Source organism: Pseudoduganella umbonata (genome assembly GCF_014192225.1).
In the GTDB taxonomy this organism is placed as follows: domain Bacteria; phylum Pseudomonadota; class Gammaproteobacteria; order Burkholderiales; family Burkholderiaceae_D; genus Rugamonas; species Rugamonas umbonata.
In genome coordinates this window covers 781,797-806,619 of sequence record NZ_JACHXS010000002.1, presented here as the reverse complement: position 1 = coordinate 806,619, position 24,823 = coordinate 781,797, and the positions used below count along the sequence as shown (strand labels likewise).

General features: G+C 67.9%; 17 protein-coding genes. 10 read left to right on the top strand and 7 right to left on the bottom strand.

All coding sequences use genetic code 11. From position 1 onward, the window contains the following. The first annotated feature begins 75 nt into the window (after positions 1–75). From FHS02_RS08565 to FHS02_RS08535, 7 genes are all read left to right on the top strand, one after another. Positions 76–618, top strand: a complete 543-nt coding sequence (locus FHS02_RS08565; protein ID WP_137314462.1) for a GyrI-like domain-containing protein — start codon at positions 76–78, stop codon at positions 616–618. A 59-nt stretch (positions 619–677) separates the two neighbouring features. After that, positions 678–1,478, top strand: coding sequence for a 2OG-Fe dioxygenase family protein (locus tag FHS02_RS08560; protein WP_137314463.1), 801 nt, complete (start codon positions 678–680; stop codon positions 1,476–1,478). An 81-nt stretch (positions 1,479–1,559) separates the two neighbouring features. Next, a complete protein-coding gene (locus FHS02_RS08555; protein ID WP_137314464.1) occupies positions 1,560–2,915 on the top strand; it encodes a hybrid sensor histidine kinase/response regulator in 1,356 nt (451 codons plus the stop codon). A 530-nt stretch (positions 2,916–3,445) separates the two neighbouring features. Continuing rightward, positions 3,446–4,108: a CerR family C-terminal domain-containing protein gene (locus tag FHS02_RS08550; RefSeq protein ID WP_137314465.1), complete on the top strand. Its 663-nt coding sequence runs from the start codon at positions 3,446–3,448 to the stop codon at positions 4,106–4,108. Next, positions 4,105–5,556, top strand: a complete 1,452-nt coding sequence (locus FHS02_RS08545) for an efflux transporter outer membrane subunit (protein WP_137314466.1) — start codon at positions 4,105–4,107, stop codon at positions 5,554–5,556. Before FHS02_RS08550 ends, FHS02_RS08545 begins: the two co-directional genes overlap by 4 nt. Next, entirely contained in the window at positions 5,553–6,827 is a 1,275-nt protein-coding gene (locus tag FHS02_RS08540) for an efflux RND transporter periplasmic adaptor subunit (protein WP_137314467.1), read from the top strand. The genes FHS02_RS08545 and FHS02_RS08540 overlap by 4 nt, the downstream gene beginning before the upstream one ends. Before the next feature lie 9 nt (positions 6,828–6,836). Beyond that, positions 6,837–10,001, top strand: coding sequence for an efflux RND transporter permease subunit (locus tag FHS02_RS08535; protein ID WP_137314468.1), 3,165 nt, complete (start codon positions 6,837–6,839; stop codon positions 9,999–10,001). A 248-nt stretch (positions 10,002–10,249) separates the two neighbouring features. On the opposite strand, the gene FHS02_RS08530 is transcribed toward FHS02_RS08535, so the two are convergent. Next, positions 10,250–10,993: a GAF domain-containing protein gene (locus FHS02_RS08530; protein ID WP_137314469.1), complete on the bottom strand. Its 744-nt coding sequence runs from the start codon at positions 10,991–10,993 to the stop codon at positions 10,250–10,252. Positions 10,994–11,154: 161 nt separating this feature from the next. Between FHS02_RS08530 and FHS02_RS31935 the strand changes: the two genes are divergently transcribed. Then, positions 11,155–12,744, top strand: a complete 1,590-nt coding sequence (locus FHS02_RS31935) for a methyl-accepting chemotaxis protein (protein ID WP_137314470.1) — start codon at positions 11,155–11,157, stop codon at positions 12,742–12,744. Positions 12,745–12,818: 74 nt separating this feature from the next. Here the strand turns inward: FHS02_RS31935 and FHS02_RS08520 are convergent, their stop codons facing one another. From FHS02_RS08520 to FHS02_RS08495, 6 genes are all read right to left on the bottom strand, one after another. Then, positions 12,819–13,382, bottom strand: coding sequence for a GNAT family N-acetyltransferase (locus FHS02_RS08520; protein ID WP_137314471.1), 564 nt, complete (start codon positions 13,380–13,382; stop codon positions 12,819–12,821). Positions 13,383–13,409: 27 nt separating this feature from the next. Continuing rightward, on the bottom strand, positions 13,410–14,828 hold the full coding sequence (locus tag FHS02_RS08515) for an efflux transporter outer membrane subunit (RefSeq protein ID WP_137314472.1): 1,419 nt from the start codon (positions 14,826–14,828) through the stop codon (positions 13,410–13,412). Then, the gene (locus FHS02_RS08510; RefSeq protein ID WP_137314473.1) at positions 14,825–15,973 is read right to left on the bottom strand and encodes an HlyD family secretion protein; all 1,149 of its coding nucleotides are present in this window, start codon (positions 15,971–15,973) and stop codon (positions 14,825–14,827) included. The genes FHS02_RS08515 and FHS02_RS08510 overlap by 4 nt, the downstream gene beginning before the upstream one ends. Further along, positions 15,970–17,601: an MFS transporter gene (locus FHS02_RS08505; RefSeq protein WP_229422738.1), complete on the bottom strand. Its 1,632-nt coding sequence runs from the start codon at positions 17,599–17,601 to the stop codon at positions 15,970–15,972. The genes FHS02_RS08510 and FHS02_RS08505 overlap by 4 nt, the downstream gene beginning before the upstream one ends. A gap of 294 nt (positions 17,602–17,895) precedes the next feature. Then, entirely contained in the window at positions 17,896–20,316 is a 2,421-nt protein-coding gene (locus FHS02_RS08500) for a catalase (RefSeq protein WP_137314475.1), read from the bottom strand. A gap of 217 nt (positions 20,317–20,533) precedes the next feature. Then, positions 20,534–21,016 (bottom strand): hypothetical protein, encoded by a 483-nt coding sequence (locus FHS02_RS08495; protein ID WP_221403800.1) that lies wholly within the window; start codon positions 21,014–21,016, stop codon positions 20,534–20,536. Between the two features lie 187 nt (positions 21,017–21,203). Here FHS02_RS08495 and FHS02_RS08490 point away from each other — a divergent pair, with 187 nt between their 5' ends. Together FHS02_RS08490 and FHS02_RS08485 are read left to right on the top strand one after the other, a co-directional pair. Continuing rightward, a complete protein-coding gene (locus FHS02_RS08490; protein ID WP_137314476.1) occupies positions 21,204–23,504 on the top strand; it encodes a hypothetical protein in 2,301 nt (766 codons plus the stop codon). A gap of 168 nt (positions 23,505–23,672) precedes the next feature. Continuing rightward, positions 23,673–24,806 carry a branched-chain amino acid ABC transporter substrate-binding protein gene (locus tag FHS02_RS08485; RefSeq protein ID WP_137314477.1) on the top strand — a complete coding sequence of 378 codons (1,134 nt, stop codon included), beginning with the start codon at positions 23,673–23,675 and terminating at the stop codon, positions 24,804–24,806. Positions 24,807–24,823 lie beyond the last annotated feature (17 nt).

Genomic DNA, 24,823 nt, shown 5'->3' with positions numbered 1-24,823 from the left:
ACCGGCACTCGTGTCGATTTCCGGCACCGCTGTCCGTCTATACAGACAACTGGATAGCCAACTGGAGATTGCCCGATGCTCACCATCCCTCGCATCATCCACCGGACCGCCCAACGCTACATCGCCGTCCGCCTTCCCGTTTCCATTCCATTCGACGATGCGATGGATCCTGCTTTCGATGAACTTTTTTCAGCATTCGCGCGTGCCGGCGCAGCGCCGGACGGCATGGAGTTCATCAAATTCAACCTGATCGACATGCCCCGCCTCGAGATCGAGGTCGGCATGACCAGCGACGCGGCCATACCGCCATCGGGGCGGCTGATCGAAGGCGAACTTCCCGCCGGCCGCTATGCCAGCCTCACCTACACAGGACCTTACGCAGACCTGATGGATGTCACTGCCATGCTGGTCGGCTGGGCCAGGGAAAAGGGCTTGAGGTGGGACAGTCACGAGACGCCGGACGGAGAAAAATTCGCTTGCCGCCTGGAGGTTCATGACAATAACCCCTCCATCGAGCCTGATCCGGCCAAGCTCCAGACTACGCTGCTGTTCAAGCTGGCGGACTGGCATTCCGGCTCCCGTACCTTCGGATCGGTACCTTCTGAATTGCTCCCCTGACACAACACCAGTTGAAGTCGTACAATACGACAATACTTATAATTCAACGAAGGTCCGCCATGATGCCGGAGTTCACATCCCTCGATCACGTCACGCAGGCGCTGCGCACGCAAGGCTGGGCGCTGCTGCCGCCCGCCGACGTGGCGGCACTCGCCGGCACACCGCTGGCGCAGCTCGACGCGCTGGCGCCGGCCTGGGACAGCCTGGAGCTCGACAATTACCTGAAGGACGGTGGCCGCTACCGGCGCCGCCGGCATTCGTGCTTCGTGCAACACGATCAGGAACTGGCGCAGACCGCGCACCGCGCGCACTGGCAAAGCGTGGAGTACAACGCGCTGCACGGCGGCATGCACCGGATGTTCGAACCCGTGCTGCCGGAAACGGTGGCGGCACCGGGCTGGCAGGGGCTGCTGACGGCGCTGGGCCGGCTGTTCGGCGCCGTGCGCGGCGAGCCCACCTGGTACGTGGAAGCGCACCAGTTCCGCATCGACACGGCCGACGGCATCGGCCGGCCGACGCCGGAAGGCGCGCACCGCGACGGCGTCGACTACGTGGCCGTGATCCTCGTTGGCCGGCATGGCATCAAGGGCGGCGAAACGCGCATCTTCGAGGCGGACGGACCGAACGGCAAGCGCTTCACGATGACCGAGCCATGGACGATGCTGCTGCTCGACGATGCGACCGTGATCCATGAATCGACGCCGATCCAGCCGCTGGGCGCGCACGGCCACCGCGATACGCTGGTGATCACGTACCGCGCCGGCAACTTCCAGGGCGAAATCCAGCAGGGGGCACGGGATGCGACCGGGGACGCGATGCAGGAAGCAACGCAGGACGGGCAATCCCCGGCCGGTCGGTAGCACACTGGAGGGGCGCCGTGGCGCCCGCAATTCATTTATAGTCGAACATGGTATAACCCGATGAAAGTTCAGGGCAGGCGCGTGGATTCCACCTACGAAATCGAACCAGATGAAATCGAGATCCTGATCGTCGAGGACAGCCCGACGCAGGCCGAACGGCTGCGGCGCCTGATCCAGTCGGTGCGCTACAAGGCGCGGGTGGCCGGCAATGGCCGCCTGGCGCTGGAAGCGATCGCGGCGCGCAAGCCGCACCTGGTGCTGTCCGATATCGTGATGCCGGAAATGGACGGCTATGAACTGTGCCGGGCGATCAAGGCCGATGCGGCGATGCGCGACATCCCCGTCATCCTCGTCACGTCGCTGAACGACCCGAAGGACATCATCCGCGGCATCGAATGCGGTGCCGACAATTTCATCCGCAAGCCCTACGCCGAAGATTACCTGCTGAACCGCATCGGCCACATGCTGGTCAACCAGAAGCTGCGCAAGGACCAGAACATGGGAGTGGGCATCGCCCTCTACCTGGGCGAGCAGAAACACTTCATCAACGCCGAGCGCCAGCAGATCCTCGACCTGCTGATCTCCACGTACGAGCAGGCGGTACAGGTCAACAGCGAGCTGCAGGCGCGCGAGCGGCAGGTGATCGAACTGAACATGCGCCTGGCCCACCATGCGGGCCAGCTGGAAACGATCAACCGCGAGATCGCGCTGAAGAACGTCGAGCTGGGCGAGGCGAGCCGGATGAAGTCCGCGTTCATCGCCAATATGTCGCATGAACTGCGCACGCCGCTGAACGCCATCATCGGCTTTACCGGCGCGCTGCTGATGAAACTGCCCGGCCCGCTGACGGACGAGCAGGAAAAGCAGCTGAACACCATTCGCGGATCGGCGCGCCACCTGCTCTCGCTGATCAACGACATTCTCGACGTGGCGAAGATCGAGGCCGGCAAGGTCACGCTGTCGATCGAGCGCGTGCAATGCCAGGACCTGGTGCGCGAAGTGGCGGAAACGCTGCGCCCGCTCGCCGCGCAAAAAGGACTGGCGCTCGACGTCGTGCTGGACGAGCAGCCGATCACGCTCGACACCGATCGCCGGGCGCTGGCGCAAATCCTGATCAATCTTGCCAACAATGCCATCAAGTTTACCGAGAAGGGCACCGTGCGCGTGACGCTGGCGCGCCGCACGCTCGACGACGGCACGACAGCCACCGAGTTTTCCGTCGCCGACACGGGCGCCGGCATTCGCGAGGAAGACCAGGCCAAGCTGTTCCAGGCATTCTCGCAACTCGATTCCACGTCCACCCGCCATGCCGAGGGCGCCGGTCTCGGCCTCTACCTGTGCCAGAACCTTGCCAACGTGCTCGGCGGCACGCTGTTCTTCAACAGCGAGTTCGGCCAGGGCAGCAACTTCACGCTGCAACTCAGGCGCAATATCTGAAGTCCTCTCTCCCAGTGCCATAACTGAGGCACAGCAACTCCCAGTGCAATAGCCGCGTATGTTTTACGCAACCGCAAAATATTTTTGCGGTGAGCACTGTTGCGCCTGTCGCGCATGCAGGTTTTTACTCAGCTGAAGAAGTCTCGGCCATTTTCGCTATCGGCTTCGGGATATTCGCCGGGCTACGCCGCCACCGAATTTTGTTGCAGTGCACATTACCCATGGAAACGCTTCCGATGCGGCGCAGGCGTGCGCACGGTAGTTTTACGGTATTGCACCGCAACATATACCAAGCTATATTGGAACCGTCTCCTCCAAGCGTTCTCCGAACAATTGGACCTCGCCCGCAGCCTCTGGCTCGCGGGCATTTTTTTTGCCGCTGGAGTTGTTTAAAAAAACATTCCTGAGCTATCGCCCTGGCGCGGAGGCGGAAAAGAGCGGACACGAGGCTGCATCCCTACCCGTCATAAATTACTTAAACGAATGACTTACTTATATCAATCGTTTTAAATCTATGATTTAATCGTCGCATGTCAGAAAAACAAACCCGCAAACCCCGTTCCGATGGCGAACAGTCGCGCGAGCGCCTGAAGCAGGCGGCGATGCGCCTGTTCGCCGCACAGGGATTCAATGCCACCTCGACGCGCGAGATCGCGCTGGCCGCCGGTGCCAACGTGGCGGCGATCGCCTATTACTTCGGCGACAAGGCGGGCCTGTACCGCGCGGCGCTGACGGACTTCATGCCGCCGCCGGAAAAGAACATCGCCCAGTTCGACCAGCCCGGCTTCACGCTGCAGCAGGTCCTGCACGGCTATTACACGCAGATGCTGGCACCGCTGATGGAAGACGATGTGGCCCAGCTGCGGCTGCGCATGTGGCTGCGCGAAGTATTGGAACCCACCGGCATCTGGCAAAACGAGATCGACAACGGCATCCGCCCCGAGTTCGAGGCCCTGGCCGCCGTGCTGGCCCGCCACCTTGACGTGCCGGTGGACGACGAAGTGCGCCGCCTGGTGCACGGCGTGGCCGCGCTGGGTGCGCACCTGATGATCTCGCAGGACATCGTGGCCGCCGTCACGCCGCAACTGATGGCGGGGCCGGATGCGCTGCACGAATGGATACCGCGGCTGGTCGACTACGCCGAGGCGATCGTCACCGCCGAACAGGAAAAGAGAAGGAAAGGAGCAGCATGAAGGCAGCAGCACGGCATTTCAACTTCATCAGGCCGGTCGCGCTGGCGGTCGCCATTGCGCTGGCGCTGGGCGGCTGTGCGCTGTCCGGCCCGCCGGCCGCGGTGGACGCCCAGGGCCCGGCGCAATGGCACGCGCCGCTGCCGCACGGCGGCACGGTCGACGGCCTGTCCGGCTGGTGGCGCAGCCAGGGCGACCCGCTGCTGGCCGAGCTGGTGGCGGCGGCGCAGGCCGCGAGCCCCACCGTGGCCGCGGCGCGCAGCCGGCTGGCGCAGGCACGCGAAGGGCGCGTGGCAGCCGGCGCCGCGCTGGCGCCCACGGTCGACGCGGCGCTGACGTCGACCCGCGCCAGCCAGCAGAGCGCCGACCTGCCCAGCAACACCACGTCGCAGGGCTACCTGCAGGCGTCGTGGGAGATCGACATCTTCGGCGCCAACCGCGCGGCCCGCGATGCGGCGCAAGCCCGCTATGAAGGTGCGCAGGCGGGCTGGCACGATGCCCGCGTTTCCGTGGCGGCCGATACCGCGAACACCTATTACCAGTTCCGCGCGTGCGAAAAACTGCTGGACGTGGCGCGGCAGGATGCCGCCTCGCGCGCCGATACCGCGCGGCTGACGGAACTCACGGCGCAGGCGGGGTTCGAGGCGCCGGCCAGCCTGGCGCTGGCCCGCGCCAGCGCGGCGGACGGCGCCAACCGGGAGATCGCCCAGCGCGCCCAGTGCGAGGTGGACGTGAAGACGCTGGTCGCACTGACGGCCATTGCCGAACCCGAGCTGCGCAGCCGGCTGGCGGCCGGCACCGCCGGGCTGTCGCCGGCGCGCGGCATCGCCATCGATTCGCTGCCCGCGCAGACGCTGGCCCAGCGGCCGGACGTGTTCAACGCCGAGCGGGAAGTCGCCGCCGCCAGCTTCGAGGTGGCCGGCACGCGCGCCCGGCGCTACCCGCGGCTGGGCATTGCCGGTTCCATCGGCCGCGGCCAGATCCACGCTGCCGGAGAAAGCGTGACGGCGAACACGTGGACCATCGGCCCGGTACAGGTGACGCTGCCCATCTTCGATGCCGGCCGCCGCAGGGCCTCGGTCGAAGCGGCGCAGGAGCGCTACGAAGCGGCCGTGACGACCTACCGCGGCAGCGTGCGGCAAGCCGTCAGCGAAGTCGAGCAGGCCCTCGTCAACCTGCAGGGAACCGACCAGCGCACCGTGCAGGCGCAGGCCGCGCTGGAAGGCTACCGGGCATCGTTCGCGGCCGCCGAGGACCTGTACAGGAACGGCATGGGCAGCCTGCTGCAGCTGGAGGATTCGCGCCGCACGCGCCTCGCCGCCGAGAACGCGATGATCGCCGTGCAGCGCGAACGCAGCGCGGCCTGGATCGCGCTGTACCGCGCCGCCGGCGGCGGCTGGAACCGCGACAACACGAACACCTCCGTGATGACCACCGCGAGCAATCCATGAAAACAACGATCACCAATCAGAAAACGAAGCCGGGCAATGCATTGACCAGAACATCCGTCAAGACATCGAACAGGCGATCGGCCAGTCCATCGGGCAAGCAGGCGAGCAGGAAGCCGCTCGCACTGGTCCTGCTGGCCGCGATTGCCGTCGGTACCGCCGGCGTTACGCTGTACAGCCCCGCCTCCAGTGCCGCCGACGAGAAGAAGCCGGCGGCGGCGACGCCGGCGCTGACCGTCTCCACCACGCGGCCGCAATCGGCCACCCTGCCGCTGCGGCTGACCGCGAACGGCAACGTGGCGGCGTGGCAGGAAGCGTCGCTGGGCAGCGAATCGAATGGCCTGCGGCTGACGGAAGTGCGTGTCAACGTGGGTGACGTCGTGAAGAAGGGCCAGGTGCTGGCCGTGTTCTCCGCCGACACCGTGAACGCCGACGTGGCGCAGGCAAGGGCGGCGCTGGCCGAGGCACAGGCCAACGCGGCCGAGGCGCAGGCCAATGCGAAGCGGGCCCGCGCGGTGCAGGCCTCCGGCGCGCTGTCCGAACAGCAGGTCTCGCAATACCTGACGGCCGAGCAGACCGCCAACGCGCGCATCGAATCGGCGCGGGCATCGCTGGCTTCCCAGCAACTGCGGCTGAAATACACGCAGGTGGTGGCACCCGACAGCGGCGTGATCTCGGCGCGCAGCGCGACGGTGGGCTCGGTGGTGGGCACCGGCACGGAACTGTTCCGCATGATCCGCCAGGGCCGGCTCGAATGGCGCGCCGAGGTGACGGCGGCGGAGCTGAAGAACATCCGCGTCGGTTCCACCGCCACCGTGAAGGCGGCCAACGGCAGCGAACTGCAAGGCAAGGTGCGCATGATCGCGCCGACCATCGACCCGCAGACCCGCTCGGCGCTGGTGTACGTCGACCTGCCGCCGGATACGCGCAGCAACGCGCCGTTCAAGGCCGGCATGTTCGCCAGCGGCCATTTCGAACTGGGCACCTCGGGTGCACTGACCCTGCCGCAGCAGGCCGTGGTGGTGCGCGACGGCTTCCCCTACGTGTTCCGGCTGAACGCCGATTCGCGCGTCAGCCAGCTGAAGGTGCAGACCGGCCGGCGCGTCGGCGAGCGGATCGAGATCCTGTCCGGCGTGAAGGCCGACATGCCGGTGGTGCTGAGCGGCGCCGGCTTCCTGAACGACGGCGACCTGGTACGGGTGGCCAATGCGCAGGCACGAACGCCCGCGGGATCGGCGGCGGCAGCGCCGGCGCAAGCACCCGTGCAACGTTAAGGACATGCAATGAACTTTTCCGCCCTGTCGATCCGGAATCCCATTCCGGCGATCATGCTGTTCGTGCTGCTCACGCTGGCCGGGCTGATGGCCTACAAGGCCAACCCGGTGCAGGATTTCCCCGACATCGAACTGCCGATCGTGACCGTCAGCGCCTCGCTGCCGGGCGCCGCGCCGGCCCAATTGGAAACCGAGGTCGCGCGCAAGATCGAGGATTCGGTCGCCACGCTGCAAGGCGTGAAGAACATCTACACCAAGGTGCTCGACGGCGTGGCCACGGTCACCGTCGAGTTCATCCTCGAGAAGAACATCTCGGATGGCGTCAACGAAGTGCGCGACGCGGTCTCGCAGGTGCGTGCCGACATGCCGGCCGAACTGCGCGAACCGGTCGTCAGCAAGGTGTCCACCGCCGGGCGCGTGATCACGACGTATGTCGCCGCGGTCAAGCCCGGCGCAACGCCGGTCGACGATGCCGACCTGTCGTGGTTTGTCGACAACACGGTGGCGAAGCGCCTGCTGACCGTGCCGGGTGTCGGCTCCGTCAACCGCGTGGGCGGCGTGGACCGCGAGATCCGCGTCGAGCTGGACGACGCCCAGATGGCCGCATTGCGCGTCTCGGCACTCGATGTGTCGCGCCAGCTGCGGCTGGTGCAGCGCGAGGCGCCGGGCGGGCGCGGCGACGTGTCAGGCGCGGAGCAGTCGGTGCGCACGATCGGCACCGTGCAGTCGGCCCAGGAACTGTCGCGCATGGACATCCCGCTCGGCGATGGCCGCCACATCCGCCTCGACCAGATCGCCAGGGTCACCGACACGATCGCCGAACCGCGCGCGATCGCCACGCAGGACGGCAAGCCGGTGGTGGCCTTCGAGGTGTTCCGCACCAAGGGCGCCAGCGAAACGGCGGTGGCCGACGGCGTACGCGAAGCGGTGGAGCAGTTGCGCAAGGATCACCCGAACCTGGAACTGAAGCAGGTGATCGACAACGCCTTCCCTGTCGAGGAGAACTTCGAAGGCTCGATGGAGCTGCTGTACGAAGGCGCGATCCTGGCCGTGATCGTGGTGTTCTGGTTCCTGCGCGACTGGCGCGCCACGCTGGTGGCATCGGCGGCATTGCCGTTGTCCGTGCTGCCCGCCTTCCTCGGCATCTACTGGTTCGGCTACACGCTCAATACCGTGACGCTGCTGTCGCTGGCGCTGGTGGTCGGCGTGCTGGTCGACGATGCGATCGTGGAAATCGAGAACATCGAGCGCCACCTGCAGATGGGCAAGACGCCGATGCAGGCGGCGCTGGAAGCGGCCGACGAGATCGGTATGGCGGTGATCGCCACCACGTTCGCGCTGGTGGCGGTGTTCCTGCCGACCGCGTTCATGGGCGGCATCCCCGGCAAGTTCTTCAAGCAGTTCGGCTGGACCGCCGTGCTGGCGGTGCTGGCATCGCTGGTGGTGGCGCGGCTGCTGACGCCGATGATGGCGGCCTACCTGCTCAAGCCGCACAAGCCGAAGCACCCGGGCCACGTGGAGGAAGACGGTCCGATCATGTCGCGCTACATGCGCACCATGAAGTGGTGCCTGAAGCACCGCCTGTTCACCGCGCTGGCCTCGGCGATCTTCTTTATCTGCTCGATCATGCTGGTGGGCCTGCTGCCGACCGGCTTCGTGCCGCCCGCCGACCGCGCCCAGACGCAGGTCAATGCCGAACTGCCCCCCGGCTCCACGCTGGCGCAGACGCGCGAAGTGGCCGAGCAGGCGCGCCAGGCTGCGATGCGCGTGCCCGGCGTGACCGGCGTGTTCAGCTCGATCGGCGGCGGCTCTTCCGGCGATGCGTTCGCGCCCGGCGCCGCGGCCGAAGCGCGCCGCGCGGTGCTGACGATCACCACGGTACACCGCACCGACCGCGATGAAACGATGCCGGAGATCGATTCGCTGCTGCGCCGCCAGCTGGCCGGCATTGCCGGCGCGCGCTTTACCGTCGGCCCGCCGGATACGGGCGTGAAGATGCAGCTGGTGCTGCAGTCGGAAGACCCGGATGCGCTGATCGCCGCCGCGCGCCGCGCCGAACGCGAGCTGCGCACGCTGTCCGGCATCGGCAATGTCACGTCGTCGGCATCGCTGGTGCGGCCGGAAATCATCGTGCGGCCCGACTTCGCCCGCGCCGCCGACCTGGGCGTGACGGCCGCGTCGATCGGCGAGACGGTGCGCGTGGCAACCGCCGGCGACTACGACTTCGACCTCACGAAGATGAACCTGCCCGAGCGGCAGGTGCCGATCCGGGTAAAGCTGCCGGACTACGTGCGCGCCGACCTCGACGCCATCGGCCGCCTGACGGTGCCGGGACGGAACGGCCCCGTGCTGCTGGCCAGCGTGGCGGCGATCACGATGGAATCGGGCCCGGCCCAGATCGACCGCCTGAACCGCAGCCGCAACGTGACGCTGGACGTGGAACTGGGCAACCGCTCGCTGGGCGAGCTGAACGCCGAGGCGCGCCAGTTGCCGGCGCTGGCCAACCTGCCGCCGAACGTGCGCATCGCCGAACTGGGCGACGCGCAGGAAATGGCCTCGCTGTTCGCCAGCTTCGGCATCGCGATGGCGATCGGCGTGCTGTGCATCTATGGCGTGCTGGTACTGCTGTTCAAGGACTTCATGCAGCCGATGACGATCCTGGCCGCCCTGCCCTTGTCCATCGGCGGCGCCATCGTCCTGCTGCTCGTTACCGGCAATGCACTGTCGATGCCGTCGATGATCGGCCTGATCATGCTGATGGGGATCGTGACAAAGAACTCGATCCTGCTGGTCGACTACGCCATCCTGGCGCGCGATGCCGGCATGACGCGCACCGAGGCGCTGGTGGATGCCTGCCACAAGCGCAGCCGCCCGATCCTGATGACGACGATCGCGATGGGCGCCGGCATGATGCCGCTGGCGCTGGGCCTGGGCGCCGACCCCAGCTTCCGCGCGCCGATGGCGATCACGGTGATCGGCGGCCTGATCACTTCAACCCTGCTGAGCCTGCTGGTGGTGCCGGCCGTGTTCACGTATGTGGACGACCTCGAGCACTGGCTCGGGCGCATGGTGCGCAAGCTGCGGCACAAGGATCATGCGCATGGCCAGCCGCCGCATGGCGAAGCGGCCAACCTGCCGCAGGCAGCCGAGCCCGGCAAGGCGGGCGGGCACTGACAGCAAGCAAAACCGGTGTCTGTCACCGGTTTAATTAGAAATGTTTCAAAAAAACCGGTGTCTGTCACCGGTTTTTTTGCAACATTCTCATTAATTGGAGGTTGGACGAAGAGAGGGCCAGCAGGCCATCTCCGTTCCACAGGCAAATAGCAGGGCTCGTTGAATCCCCTGCTACACCACCGGTTTTGCTCAAATGTTTCAAAAAAACCGGTGTCTGTCACCGGTTTTGTATGGCGGTTTGCCGTGGTTTACTTCTTCGCGATTTCTTCCGACGCGATGTCGGCGAGGTCGATCAGCGCCTGCAGTTCCGCGCCGCGCAGCCGGCGCGGTTCGCGGTCGATCACGCACAGCGTGCCGAGCGCCTGGCCGCCGCGGTCCCTCAGCGGCACCCCCGCATAAAAGCGGATCTTCGGATCGCCCTGCACCAGCGGGTTGTCGCGGAAGCGCGGATCGGCGGCGGCATCTTCCACGACGAACGGATTGCCGTCGATGACGGCGTGCGAGCAGAACGCCCATTCGCGCGGCGTCTCCTGCGCCTCCAGCCCCACGCGCGCCTTGAACCACTGCCGGGTGGACGTCAACAGCGACACCAGCGCGATCGGCGAGCCCGTCACGTGCGCCGCCAAGCGCACGATGCGGTCGAAGCGGGCCTCGGCCGGCGTGTCGACCAGGCCGGAGGCGGACAGCGCGACGAGGCGCGTCGCCTCATCGCGCGCGACCGGGTAGCCGGGTTCCTCGCGCGGCGCGAATTCGTCCGGCGACACGGGCGACAGCGCCGCCTCGATGGCCTGGCCCAGGGTGGCGGACGCCTGCCCGGGCGGCGACTCCATCAGGCCCTGGATCGCGGAGAGGTGGGTGCGGCGGTGCCCGCCCGGCGTCTTCCAGGAAGCGATGGCGCCGCTCTCCATCCACATCTGGACGGTGCTGGTGGCCACGCCGAGCAGGCGCGCGGCGGCGGTGGTGGTCAGGATAGGATCTTCGTCGTTGCTCATGTTTGAACTTTCTTCGGCAACAGTATACGTGGTTCGAAGAAATTTGACGAATTTGACGGGTTTTTACAACCAATCGTCAAATTCAGCAATTTATGTTGATTGATGGAAATAATACTGGCATCATCGCGCTCGAATTCGTCAAATCAATCGAGACAACCGCCATGAAACCCTGCCGCCACGTCAGCATCGCCACCAAGCTCTACGCATCGTTCGCTCTGGTCATGCTGTTTACCGCCATGCTTGCGCTGTTCTCCATCTCGCGCGTCAGCCAGATCGACACGGCACTCGACAATGCCAACCATTTGCGGCATCTGCAGCTCGATCCGCTGGTGGAAGCGCGCGAGGCGCTGGCGCAGACCGGCATGGCCGCGCGTAATGCCTACATCTTCCATGACAGCGACGCGGCAATGCGCGAGCTCGACATCCTTGATCGCCAGAAGGCGCTGTACCTGGCGGAACTGGGCAAGCTGGAACCTATGCTGCGCGACAACCCGAAGTTCGCCAAGGTGCGCGACGGCATGCTGCAGATGGCGCGCGAACTGGAGCGCCCGCGCAAGTACCGCGCGGCCGGCGAGATGGAGCAGTACGGCATCTTCCTGGTGGAAGAATGCAGCCCGCTGCGCCGCGCCATCGTGGCCGACATCGACGTGCTGATGAATGAGCTGAAGCATCAAAGCCGCGTGGCCACCGATGCCGCCGCGGAGAAGGCCGACACGGCCGGCTGGTGGATCGGCGCGATGGCCCTCGTCAGCGCGCTGCTGTGCGTGGTGATCGGTACCGCCATCGTGCGCGGCCTGCTGCGCCAGCTGGGCGGCGAACCCGGCTACGCCGCCGGCGTGGCGCGCGCCATCGCCCGCGGCGAGCTGCACCGCCCGGTGAACACCGGCCGCGCCCACGAACGCAGCCTGCTGCATGCGATGGGAACGATGCGCGACGGCCTGGCCGGCATCGTCACCGACGTGCGCAGCGGTACCGTGGCAATCGCCGCGGCGTCGGCCGAAATCGCCGCCGGCAACGCCAACCTGTCGGACCGTACCGAGGCGCAGGCCGAGGCCCTGGCGCAGGTCACGGCGTCGATGCGGCAGCTGGTCGACTCGGTACGCACCAATGCCGCCCACGCGGAAGCAGCCAGCGCCCTGTCGCGGCAGGCGTCGGACGTGTCTCGCCAGGGCGGCGAGGCGGTGGACAGCATCGTCGCCACGATGAACCTGATCGGCGCATCGTCGAAGAAGATCGTCGACATCATCGCCGTCATCGACGGCATCGCGTTCCAGACCAATATCCTGGCGCTGAATGCGGCCGTGGAAGCGGCGCGCGCCGGCGAGCAGGGACGCGGATTCGCCGTCGTCGCCACCGAGGTGCGCAACCTGGCCCACCGCTCGGCCGCCGCGGCGAAGGAAGTCAAGCAGCTGATCGAGGATTCGGTCGCCAAGGTCGATACCGGCACGGTGCTCGTCGGCGCCGCCGGCACGACCATGAAGGACGTGGTCGACGGCATCGCCCGCGTGTCGGCGATCATGCAGGACATTTCGCAGGTGACCCGCACGCAGGGTGCCGACATCGAATCGGTCGGCAAGGCGATCGGCACGCTGGACGACATGACGCTGCAGAACGCCGCGCTGGTCGAGCAGGCGGCGGCCGCCGCGCAGGCACTCCAGCTGCAGGCCGATCAGCTGGCCGGCGTGGTCGACACGTTCCAGCTCGAACCGGCGCAGGCCGGCACGCCGGAGCGAGTCCTGCTCGGGGCCTGATCATAGAAAACCGGTGACAGGCACCGGTTCCCAGGAAATGTTTCGAAAAAAACGGAGCCTGTCACCGGTTTTCGTCACCGGTTTTCGCCGGGGTGCGCTGCCCATTCCCGCCGCAGCAGGCCGTACAGCACCGAATCGCAGATCTCGCCGCCGACGATCCACCGCTCGCGCAGCAAGCCTTCGCGCTGGAAGCCGAGGCGCTCGAGCGCACCGGTGGAGGCGGTGTTGCGCGGATCGATGTCGGCCTCCAGCCGGTGCATGTCCAGGTCGACGAAGGCGAATCGCAGCAGCGCGTGCAGCGCCTCGTTCATGTAGCCCTTGCCCCAGTATGCACGGTTCAGCGCATAGCCGACTTCGCCGCGGCGGTTTGGCCAGTGCAGCCGGCACAGCCCGCAGTTGCCGATCTGCCGGCCCGTGTCGTTGAGGACGATGGCAAAGCGGAATTGCTCGCGCGCCGCGAAGTCGGCGGCATCCGCGGCGATCTGCCGGGCCGGGCGTTCCGGGTCGGTCCATGCCGGCTCGCTGAAATAGCGCATCACTTCGGGATCGCCGTGAATGGCCTGCAGGTCGGCTTCGTCGCCGGGACGCGGCGGGCGCAGCGTCAGGCGTTCGGTGGTCAAGGTCTTGTGATAGTCCATCCGCCCATCTTACCCGAGCGCGGCAGCCTATCGCAAAGGCGGTAATGGGGCCGAAGGCGGCGAAGGCGGCGCCGTCCACCCTCCCCCCATCGCCCGGTACAGGTCGACCGACGCGGCCAGCAGCCGCGCGCGCAGCTGCAGCCGCGCCACGTCGGCGGCGTACAGATTGCGCTGCGCGTCCAGTTCTTCCAGGTAGGCCGCGTAGCCATTGGCATAGCGGTTGTGCGCGATGCGCAGCGTTTCGGCGGCGGTGGCGCGCCGCGCGTCGTTCTGCACCACCTGCTCGCGCAGCCGCGTGATCGCATCGAGGCCGTTTTCCGTTTCGGCGAATGCCTGCCGCACTGTGTTCTCGTACGCGATCAGCGCCTGGTTGCGCTGGGCGGCGGCGGAATCGGTGGCGGCCTGCACGCGCCCGCCGTCGAACAGCGGCGCCACCAGCGCGCCGGACAACCGCCACAGCCGCGTGGGCCCGTGCAGCAGGTCGGACAGTTCGGTGGACTGGATGCCGCCGGCGGCCGTCAGGCGGAAGGTGGGCAGCAGCTGGTCGCGCGTGGCGGCCAGCTGCGCGCTGGCGGCGGCGATGGCCTGTTCGGCGCGCGCGATGTCCGGGCGGCGGCGCAGCAGGTCCGACGGCAGGCCGCCCGGCACCGGCGGCGGTGCCAGTTCGGCCAGCGTCCTGCCCCGGGCGATGGACCCGGGCGAGTTCCCCGCCAGCAGCGACAGCGCGTTTTCCTGTTCGAAGATCTGCCGTTGCAGTTGCGGGATCTGTTCGGCCGCCGTGTCGTATTCAGCCTGCGCCTGCAGCCATTCGAGGCGCGAGCTGTAGCCCACCTCGAACTGGCGCCGCGCCAGGTCGCGCGAACGCTCGCGCAGCTGCAGGGTGGCCTGCGCCAGTTCAAGCTGCGCGTCGAGTCCGCGCAAGTTGAGGTAGCCGGTGGCCACGTTGGCCGCGATCGACAGCGCCACCGCGTCGAAGTTGGCCTGCTCGCCCCGCAAGGTGGCGGCGGCGGCCTCGGTGGCATTGGCCAGCCGGCCCCACACGTCGATCTCGTAGGCGGCCTGGAATTCAGCCTGGAACGCATTGGCCACGTAGGGCCGCCCCGTGGCGGGCGACAGCGCCCGCGCCCGCGTGGGCGACGTGTCGAACGACAGCGTGGGCTGCTGCGCGGCGGCGGCGGCGCGCACGCGGGCGCGATAGTCCTCGATACGCTCGCGCGCCACGCGCAGGTCGCCGTTGTTCGCCAGCGCCCCCGTGACCAGCGCCGTGAGCGCCGGATCGCCGAAGCCCTGCCACCACTGCGCATCCACCGCCAGTCCCGGCGCGCCTTCCGGCAGCGGCGCGCGCCACTGCGCGGGTACCTGCAGCCGCGACGCCGGCGGTTCGGCCACCTTCGCGGCGCAGCCGCCCAGCGCCACGGCGGCCAGCATCAGCACCGCACGCCTCATCGCCGCACCTCCGTATCGTCGAGCACAGCCGACGTGTCGATGCTGACGATCACCGACATGCCGGGCCGCAGCCGGTCCGCCAGCTGCTGGCCGGGATCGATGCGGATCCGCACCGGGATGCGCTGGGCGATCTTGACGTAGTTGCCGGTGGCGTTATCGGCCGGCAGCACGGAAAACTCGGAGCCGGTGGCCGGCGAGATGCGCTCCACCTGCCCGGTCAGCAAGGCGCCGTCGAGCGCATCGACCTTGAACGTGGCGCTCTGCCCGACCCGGATGCCGTTCATCTGGGTTTCCTTCAGGTTGGCGATCACCCACATCTGGCGCGGCACGAGCCCCATCAGCTGCGCACCCGAGTTGACGAACGCGCCGCGCCGCACGCCCACCTGGCCCAGCTGGCCGTCGGACGGCGCAAGGATGCGGGTATTGTCCAGGTCGACCTTCGCCGCTTTCAGCGCCGCCGCCGCATTGGCGACCGCCGCTTCCAGCGCGGCGCGGTTGACGGTCACGGATTGCGACTGCTGCCGCGAGATCTCGACATTGGCCTGCGCCTGCGCGACGGCCGCGCGGGCCTGGGCATGCGCGGCGCGCTGCGCATCCCTTTCGCGCTGGGACAACGAGCCGTCCTGCACCAGTTCCTCCACGCGGGCCAGGTCGGCCGTGGCGCGGGTGGCCTGCGCCCGCGCATTGGCCAGCGCCGCTTCCTGCAGCGCGATGGTGGCGGCGGCGCTGCGGCGCGACTGGGCCCAGTTTTCCAGTGCCGCCCGCTGCGCCGCCAGTTGCGCCTCGGCCTGCTCGTAGCGCTGCTCGTAGACGCGGCGGTCGATTTCGACCAGCAGGTCGCCCGCCTTGACGTGCTGGAAATCCTGCACGTGCACCTGCGTGACATAGCCGGACAGCTGGGTACCGATCACCGTCACCTGACCGCGCACCAGCGCGTTCTCGGTCGAGACGATCGGGCTGGTGAACGGGGGCAGCCGCCACGCGTACAGCACGACCAGCACGCCGACCAGCGCGATCAGCGCAAAGCCGGCGATGGCCAGCCACTGGTGCGGCCGGTCCGGCTGGCCCGGTGCCGGCGGCGCGGGTGCCGGAGCGGGTGCGGGGGTTGGCGTGGACGGTGGTGGAGTGGTGTCGTTTGCGCTCATTTCGATCCGGAGTTGTCGAGGGAGACCTTGGCCATGCCCGTCTGGGCATTCTGCGCCGGCGCGGCGGGACGGCAGGCGGTGCACAGTTGCCAGAGATAGTGCGCCAGCATCCATGCCAGCGTGGCGATGGCGACGATGCTGATCAGCAGGAAAACGTCGTTGTAGGCCAGGATGTTGGCTTCGCGGGTGGCCGCCGCGCCGAGCGACGCCACGCCCTGCGCGCTGCGCAGCGCCGGATCGCCCAGCGTGCCGGCCAGCGCGGCGCCACTGCCCTGCACGCGGCTGGCCACCAGCGGGTCGATCAGGGTCAGGTGCTCGACCAGCTGGCTGGAATGGTATTTCTCGCGCAGTACCTGCACGGTGCCCACCAGCGCGGAACCCAGCAGGCCGCCCAGGTTCTGCGTCATCGAGAACATCAGCGAAAAACTGATCAGGTTGCTCGGCTGGGCGATGATCGCGCCGAAGCCGGAAACGAACACCGGGCCGATGAAGAACACGCCGGCAAACGCCAGCAGGCCCTGGCTGAGGTACATCTGCGCCGGGCGGGTCAGGTTGGTGGCATGCGAATCCATCCAGGCGCCCAGCGCCATCAGCAGCAGCGCGAACATCAGCGAAGTCTGGATGCGGCTGGGCGAGATCGTCAGCGCGCTGGCCGCCATGCCGGCGATGCTGGCCACCAGCGTGACCATCCACAGCTCGCGCATCTGGTCGTTCTGCAGGCCCAGCGCCTGCAGGAAGCCGACGGTGCCGGTGGCTTCCGACTGCACGATGCGGATCAGCAGCACCGACAGGGCCAGGCGCACCATGTTCGACGTCGTCAGCCAGCGGATGTTCAGCAGCGGCCTGGCGCGATTGTGCTCGATCGCCACCGCCGCCGTCACCAGCACGATCGAGCCGGCCAGGCACCAGCCCAGCCAGGGCGCCTCGAACCACCACACGGTGCGGCCCAGGCCCAGCACGGCGCACAGCAGCGCCACGCCGGGCGCGAACAGCGCGAAGGTGACGAAATCGAGCTTTTCGAACACCCGGATGCGGTCGCCCGGCGGCAGTTTCAGCAGCAGCACGCAGCCCAGCGACAGCAGGCACATGCCCAGCTCGAAGAAGTACAGGCCGCGCCATTCGGCAATCTCGAGCAGTTCGGTCGAGAAGATGCGCGCGATCGGCATCGCCAGCTGCGAGAAGCCGATGCCCAGCACCACGCCCTTCAGCCGGTGCTGCGCGGGAAAACCCTGCAGCGTGTAATACAGGCCCAGTGTGGTGAGGGCGGCCCCTGACATGCCGCTGGCCGCGCGCACCAGGATCGCGGAGCCGAGACCGTGGACGAACAGGTGGGCCAGCGTGGCCAGCGCGTACAGCACCAGGAACAGTTCGGTGAACAGCCGCAGGCCGAACTGCTGGCGGAACTTCACCAGCAGCAGATTCATCGACACGCTGGCCATCACGTAGACGGCGGGCAGCCACTGGATCTCGGCCGCATAGACGCCCAGCGAGCCTTGCGCATACACGAGGTTGACGGTCACGAGCGCGTTGCCCAGGCCGCCCGTCAGCGCGACGATGAAGCCGACCAGCAGGTAGGCCAGGCGCCTCGGCGTGGAGTGCAGCGGCGACGACGGCGATCCCGGCAACATCGGCCGTTCATGGGGCTTCCAGGTCTGCGGGGCGTAAACGTCCATGTAGTAAAGAAATGTTTCAAAAAACCTGGTGTCTGTCACCGGTTTTCGGGAAATGTTTCAAAAAACCTGGTGTCTGTCACCGGTTTTCGGGAAATGTTTCAAAAAACCTGGTGTCTGTCACCGGTTTTCGAGAAATGTTTTTTTGGCTGGATGAGATGATAAAGCCCGGCTGCCGCGCGTGGCGCATGCAACCGGGCCGGTCACCACCTATGGCAGAGCTGGTGCCCTGCCGGGGCGGCTATGCTGGCGTCATACCGCCGGCGGATCGCTCTCGCGGATCCAGACGCGGTGCTGCGCCAGTGCTTCCTTGAACGCGGCCAGCGCGGCGGCGGCATCGACCGGCTGCGCGCCGATGATGCCCGGATCGGCCGAACCGTCGCGCAGCGTGGCCGGGATGCCGGCCTTGGCCAGCAGTTGCACGCCTGCGTCGACCACCATGATCGGCTTGCAGTGGCGGTATTGCAGGCGCACGAATTCCAGCGCGTTCGCGTCGGCCGCCAGCGTCTGCGCGGACTGCTCGCCGGCCGGCACCACCATCGCGTCATAGATCACTGAAGGTCCGGCTTCCAGCGTGATTTCCACGTCCAGCGTGGCGCCGTCGGCACCTGCGACCTGGCCGAGACGGGAGGAAACCACGCGCGGCACGGCGCCGTCGGCCAGCAGCGCTTCGTAGATCGTGCGCACGCCCGCCACGTCGACGCCATCGGCCACCAGGATCGCGACGCGGCGGGTATGGATGCCCGTCTGCCCTGGCCGCGCCAGCAGCGACAGCGCCGGCGACGTGCGGTAAGTGGGCAGCGGCCGCGTCGTGGCCATCGGCTGCGGATCGGGCACCGGCATGCCCAGCCCGGAAGCCACGGCGTTGACCAGCGATGCGTCCACATTGGCCAGCATCGACAGCGTGCGCTGGCGGATCGCCGGCACCGTCACGCGCGTCAGCTCGAAACGGAAGCCGCCGATGATGTGCGCGCGCTCGACCGGCGTCTGGCTTTGCCAGAACAGGCGGGCCTGCGAATAGTGGTCGGCGAACAGTTCGGGCTTGCCGCGCACCTTGTCTTCCACGAAGGTTTGCTGCGGGAAGCTCGTGAAGCCCATGCGGCCGCCCTGGAACGGACAGCCGCCGCCCAGCGAATTCGGCTCATACGACACGCGGCCGCGATTGATCGTCTGGCGATGCATGCCGTCGCGCTGGTTGTTGTGCACCTGCGTGACCGGCGCATTGATGGGGATCTCATGGAAGTTCGGCCCGCCCAGGCGCGACAGCTGCGTGTCCACATAGGAGTGGATGCGGCCATGCAGCAGCGGATCGTTGGTGAAGTCGATGCCGGGAATGACGTGGGCGGTGCAGAACGCCACCTGCTCGGTCTCGGCAAAGAAGTTGTCCGGATTCCGGTTCAGCACCAGCTTGCCCACCGGCCTGACCGGCACCAGCTCTTCCGGCACGAGCTTGGTGGCGTCGAGCACGTCGAACTCGAAACTGTCGGCCTGTTCCTCGGTGAAGATCTGCAGGCCCAGCTCCCATTCCGGGAATTCGCCGGCCTCGATGGCTTCCCACAGGTCGCGGCGGTGGAAGTCGGGATCGGCGCCGCTGATCTTCACCGCCTCGTCCCACACCAGCGAATGGGTGCCCTGCAGCGGCGTCCAGTGGAACTTGACGAACACGGATTCGCCGGCGGCGTTCACCAGGCGGAAGGTGTGCACGCCGAAGCCCTGCATCATGCGGTAGCTGCGCGGAATGGCGCGGTCGGACATCGCCCACATCAGCATGTGCGTCGATTCCGGCATCAGCGACACGAAATCCCAGAACGTGTCGTGCGCGCTGGCCGCCTGCGGCATGGCGTTGTGCGGCTCGGGTTTCAGCGCATGCACCAGGTCGGGGAACTTCATCGCGTCCTGGATGAAGAACACGGGAATGTTGTTGCCCACCAGGTCCCAGTTGCCCTCGTCCGTATAGAACTTGACGGCAAAGCCACGCACGTCGCGCGCCGTGTCGGTGGAGCCCCGCTCGCCGGCCACGGTGGAGAAGCGCACGAAGACCGGCGTTTTCTTGCCGGCCTGCGCGAACGGCGCGGCACGCGTGATGTCCGACAGGTCTTCGTAGCTTTCGAAGTAGCCGTGCGCGGCCGAGCCGCGCGCATGCACGATGCGCTCGGGGATGCGCTCATGGTCGAAGTGCGTGATCTTCTCGCGCAGGATGAAGTCTTCCATCAGCGTGGGGCCGCGCAGGCCCGCCTTCAGCGAATCCTGGTTGTTCGCCACCGGCACGCCCTGGTTGGTGGTCAGCACCCGGTCGTTCGAATCGGCGCGCACGCGGTCCAGCGGCGCATTGGTGTTGTTGACGCCGATCGGCGGCTGGCCGCTGCCGGTCTTCGGCGAGGCGATGTTCTCGGCGGCGCTGCTGGCGGTGACGATGTCGCTGGACGGCTTGGCCGTCTGTCCCTGCTGGGGCGTGCGCGCCACATCGCCGTATTCGTTCGGCTTGTTGGCGTTGTACGGGGTCTGCGCAGCCAGGTCCATGCCGCCGGCCTGCTTTTCCAGCAGCACGTCGCCTTGCGGATTGTTGTTGCCCAGCGATTGCGGCGGCGCCGCGGTGGAAGGTCCTGAAACAGTGGAGAGAATGGAGCCGGCACCGTCGACGCCGGAGGACTGCGTAGTGGATTTCGTGGTCATTAATGTCCTAGGATTGACTGTAAGCGGCGCCCGGGCCGCCGTTCGGGAAGACCGGGCGCAAAGACGCCCGGCCGTGCATCGCGAGGAAGCACGGCCGGGCGCTGCCGTCCGCAAGGGGCGGCGGACGACGTGCCATCAAGGCGGCAACTGCGCTGCAGTTGCCGTGCGAATGGTGGCGCGGTAGATGTCGATGGCGACGCGATTAATGGTGATTCAATTAATGGCGGCGCGAGCCCAGCAGCTTCGAGACGGCATAGCCGGCGGCCAGGGCGACCAGCACCGACGTACCCGGGCTGTTGCGCACATAGCTGCGGCCCGTTTCGGCCAGGCGGCCATAGGCCACGTTCAGGTCGGCCGCTTTCCGGCTCAGCGTTTCGGAGACGGCGCCGGCCTTCTCCGTTACCTTGTCCACGGTCTCGTGGGCCTTGCCGACCAGCCGTTCGGTGGAGGCCGGCACCTTCTCGGCCAGCTTCTCGACGGTGCTGTGCACTTTCTCGGCGGCAGCCGGCACTTTCTCGGCAACCTTGTCGACGGCGCTATGCGCAGCGGTAGCGGCCTTGTCGGCAGCCGGCTGCACCTTGTCAGCGGCCTTGTCGATCGTGTTGTGAACGTCGGTACGGTTGGCCGTGCCGGTGGTGTTGGTATTGCCGATCGGCGTCACGGTGCCGGTCGCGTTGATGGTCGATTTTTCGTTGTCCATGATCGGTATCCTCTTTTGGTTGGTATGCAGGTCCAACGATAGGCCGATCGGCGCGGCCGCACAGTGCGGTGCATAACAAAGTGGAAAGACACGCGAGGGCGGCGGAAGCACTGCCGGGCCGGGCCGGTGCGCCGCCGCCGGGCGCTTTGTGGCAAGCTTGCCCGGATCCAGGCCTCGGAGGTGCATCATGTTTCCTGTCTCTTCAGTGTCGTCCGGCATGGCCCCGCTGTTCGCCGCAGCCGGCGTGGGCGCGGCGCCCACGCGCGACGAGGTGCCGCCGAGTTCCGACGTGGATGTATCGTCGCTGGGCCAGTTCATGGGCACGCTGGCGCTGTCGCAGAAACGGCTGGGCGAACTGGCCGCCGCCAGCGGCGCGCGCATCACCGATGCGGACCTGGAACAGCTGGGCACTGCCGCCGGCGAACTGGTGGAAGCGTTCAACGTGGGCCGCGCCGTCGACACGCTGGCGCCGCCTTCCGGCGAAGCACTGCCGTCCAGCGCATTGGCCGGGCGCCTGGCGCAGGCGTTCGCCGACCAGCGCGCCGGCCTGGCGCAGCTGGGTATCGACCTGGCGCCATCGCTGCTGGGCGACGATGGCGACATGCTGGCGGTGGACAACCGCCGCCTGCTGGCCGCGTTCGAGGCCGACCGCCAGGGCACGCTGGACACGCTGGCGCGCGCCGCCGGCAGTTTCGACGAGGTGGCCAGCGCCCTGGCGCGCGAACGCGATGCCATCGGCCCGGACGGCAATTCGCTGCAGGCGCCCGCCACGGCCAACCTGCCGCCGAGCGAGGTCAGCGACGCGGCGTTCCGCAATGCGCTGCGCGATACGGCCGTGCAGCCGAACCAGCAGAACCCGGCGCCCCCCGCCGATGCCGCGGACGACGGCGCCACCGGCGATGCACGCCAGCCTGAAGCGCCCCAGATCGCCGGCTCCGGCACGCCGGCCGCCATGCTGAACAACCAGGCCGCCGAACTGACGGCCGCGCAGGCCGACAACAGCGCCAGTGGCGCGCTCGGTCCCGCCAACGCCCCGCAGCAGGGAGCGCAGCCGTCGAGCGATGCGCTGCCCTCCGGCAGCCCGGCCCAGGTGCCCGCGCCGCAGGTGCCGGCGCAGCAGATTCCGACGCAGTTTCCAAATTATGCGCAGCCGGCGACCACCAGCCCGGTGCCGCAACGGGCCCCCGACCGGTTGCCGTCGACCGCGGCCGATACGGCCGCCGTCCAGCAGGCGGTGCGCGACACGGTGCAGCCGCCACCCACCCGCGTAACCGGCGCCCCTGGCGAGGCACAGGCCAACCCGGTGCAGACTCCGCCGGCACCGACGACGTCGCCCGACCAGGCCAACGCCGAGGCGCTGGCACGGCAGCTGGCAGCGGAACGCTTCGCCGCCGAGCGGGCGGCCGTGGCGGAGAACGCCGAAGCACGCCGCCAGCAGGTGCAGCGCGACGATGCGGCGCGGCTCGACCGGGACCTCGCCACGCTGACGCAGCAGGAACGCGCGGCCGCCGGCCGGCTTGCGCTGGCGCGGCAGACCGCGAACCAGGCGCTGGCCGAACGGCAGGACATCGTGACGCAGGACCAGCGGCTGCAGGAAGTGCGCGCCGCGGCGCTGCGCCAGCTGACCACCACCCGCGAGGAAGACACGGCGGCGCAGCAGCTTGCCGATCGCCTCGACGAGGCGCGGCAAGAGAATCGGCAAGAAGTTCGGCAGAATGAGCTGACGCAGGCCGACCGGCTGGCGCAGGATCGCCTGCTGGCGGCACGCCGCGCCGCGGCCGGGCAAACGCTGGCCACGCAGGAAGACGCGCTGGTCGAACAGCGGCTTGCCCAGGTGCGCCTGGCGGCCACGCAGCAGGCCGGGGATGCGCGCCAGGCCGCGGCGCTTGCCGAGGCCGAAACGGCGCGGCAGCGCGATGCGCTGCGGGTATTGCAGGAACAGGGAGCGGAGCGCGCGCAGGCCATCCTGGACCGGGAGCGGATCGCGCTGCGTACCCAGCAGGCCGCGGGCGCAGCCGGCGCCGGCACTGCAGCCGGCGCAACGGCGCTGGCCGGTACACCGAACGAGCAGGCCGTGGCCGGTGCGGCGGCGGACGCGCGGATCGCCGCCTCGGCGGCAACCAGCGCCGCCACTGCCCAGGCGGCGGCCGACGCGGCGGCTGCGGCGCAGGCTTCGCTGGGCACGCCGGCCAATCCGGCGGCGGGCACCACGGCAGGCGGCACGCCATCGGCCACGGGCGCGCCGGCCGGCACAGCTCCGGGCGCAGCGGGAACGCCGGGCGCGAACGCCGCGGCTGGCGGTGCGAACGCCAACAATGCCCCGCGCGCGCCGAATGCGGCCGACCCGTCCACCGCTGCCGCAATCGCCGCGCAGTACCTGGCCGGCGGCATTGCCGGCGGCCCCAACGCGGCCGCCGCGCCGCCACGCAACGAGATCAACCCGGCGGTCCGCCCGGTTACCCGCACGGGCACCGTGCCGCCAGTGTAGTTGGCGGCATCGTTGCGGACATGGTTTCCGGCGCAGGCGCCGGCGCCTGCGCCCGTGCGCCCGCCGATGGCGGAGGGTTCTTCACTTTGGGTTCTTCACTTTGCTGCTTGCTCCCGCCGCGAGAACGTGGATAATTCACGCTACTCAAGAATAACGACGGGAGATCCGATGAGATACACGCAAATGGCCGGCGCGCTCGCGCTGGCGGCCATGTCGGCAATGGCGGCCGGCGCGGCCGCGCAGGAAACCGTGGTTCGCATCGGCCACAGCGGGCCGCTGTCGGGCGCGCAGGCTTTCTCCGGCAAGGACAATGAAAACGGCGCGCGGCTGGCGATCGAGGAGCTGAACGCGAAGCCCGTCGCCGTCGGCGGCAAGAAGCTGCGCTTCGAGCTGGTGTCCGAGGACGACCAGGGCGATCCGAAGGCCGGCGTCAACGTCGCGCAAAAGCTTGCCGACGGCGGCGTGCGCTACGTGGTCGGCCCTTACAACTCGGGCGTGGCGATCCCCGCTTCGCGGGTCTATGCGAACGCCGGCGTGGTGGTGGCCAGTGTCGCGTCGAATCCGAAACTCACGCAGCAAGGCTATAAAAACCTGTACAGGGTCAACGCCAGCGACACGCAGCTCGGCTCGCGGATGGCGCTGTACGCGGCCAGGGAACTGAAGGTGAAGACGGTGGCCGTGATCGACGACCGCACCGCGTTCGGCCAGGGCCTGGCCGAGGAATTCAAGCGTGCCGCCCGGTCCGCCGGCATGACGGTGGCCGGCCATGAGTACACGACCGACAAGGCGGTCGATTTCACGTCCATCCTCACCAAGCTGCGGCCGAAGAACGTGGAAGCGATCTTCTTCGGCGGCTACGCACCGCAGGGCGGCCCGATGGCGCGCCAGATCCGCCAGCTGGGCATCAAGGCGAAGCTGCTGGGCGGCGACACCATCTGCACCTCCGAGATGGGCAAGCTGGGCGGCGACGCCGTCGGTGCCAACGTGCTGTGCTCGCAGGGCGGCGCCCTGCTCGACAAGGCTGCCAGCGGCGCGGGCTTCAAGGCGAAATTCAAGAAGCGCTTCAACGCCGAGCCGGACGTGTATGCCGCTTCGTATTACGACGCCGTCCACCTGTTCGCCCAGGCGATGCAGCAGACCGGTTCCGTCGAACCCGCGAAGGTCGGCGCCGCCATCTCGGCCGGCTCGTACCAGGGCGTGGCCGGTACCTATGCGTTCGACGGCAAGGGCGACATGAAAGCCTCGCCGGTGACGATCTTCACGTTCAAGGGCGGGCAGCCGAGCGCGTTGACGAGCTATTGAGCGTTACCGGCGCCCAT